The 613-nt window shown below is 71.9% G+C and carries 1 protein-coding gene; it reads left to right on the forward strand.

Going from position 1 to position 613, the window contains the following annotated elements; genetic code table 11:
* Positions 1–613, forward strand: a 613-nt coding sequence (locus HMPREF0731_RS22620) for an OBAP family protein (protein ID WP_007006607.1), incomplete at both ends; no start/stop codon positions are given.

Genomic DNA, 613 nt, shown 5'->3' on the forward strand with positions numbered 1-613 from the left:
CCCACCCGCCCCCGCCGCCCGGCGAGCCCACCACGGCGCGCAGCCGCGCCCTCGAAGGGGGTGCGGCGCTGCTGCAATCCCAGGCGCCGCCCAACGCGCTCGACATGTATCTGAACGGCTTCCATTTCTATGCCGACGATCTCGGCCGCCCGGTCGAGGCGCATCACTACTGCACGCATCTCTCCGAGGAGCTGCACCAATGCGCCATCTTCGACGGGCCGGGCGCCGGGGCGCGGCTGATCGGCATCGAATACATCGTCTCCGAGCGGCTGTTCCGTGCCCTGCCGGAGGAGGAGAAGCCGCTCTGGCACAGCCACCATTTCGAGACGACCTCCGGCCAGCTGGTCATGCCGGGCGTGCCGCAGGCGGTGGAGACGACGGTGATGCGGCAGCTCGCCACCACCTATGGCAAGACCTGGCACACCTGGCAGGTGGATCGCGGCGATGCGCTGCCGCTCGGCATCCCGCAGCTGATGATGGGCTTCACGGGGGAGGGGCAGCTCGACCCGGCGCGGCTGGCGGCGCGCGACCGGGGGCTCGGCCTGTCCTCGGCGGAGAAGCGGCAGGCCCGCGCCGGCATCGCGGTGCCGCATGTGGCGCCGGGCGCCAATGC

The sequence above is a fragment of the Pseudoroseomonas cervicalis ATCC 49957 genome (assembly GCF_000164635.1).
GTDB classification, from domain to species: domain Bacteria; phylum Pseudomonadota; class Alphaproteobacteria; order Acetobacterales; family Acetobacteraceae; genus Pseudoroseomonas; species Pseudoroseomonas cervicalis.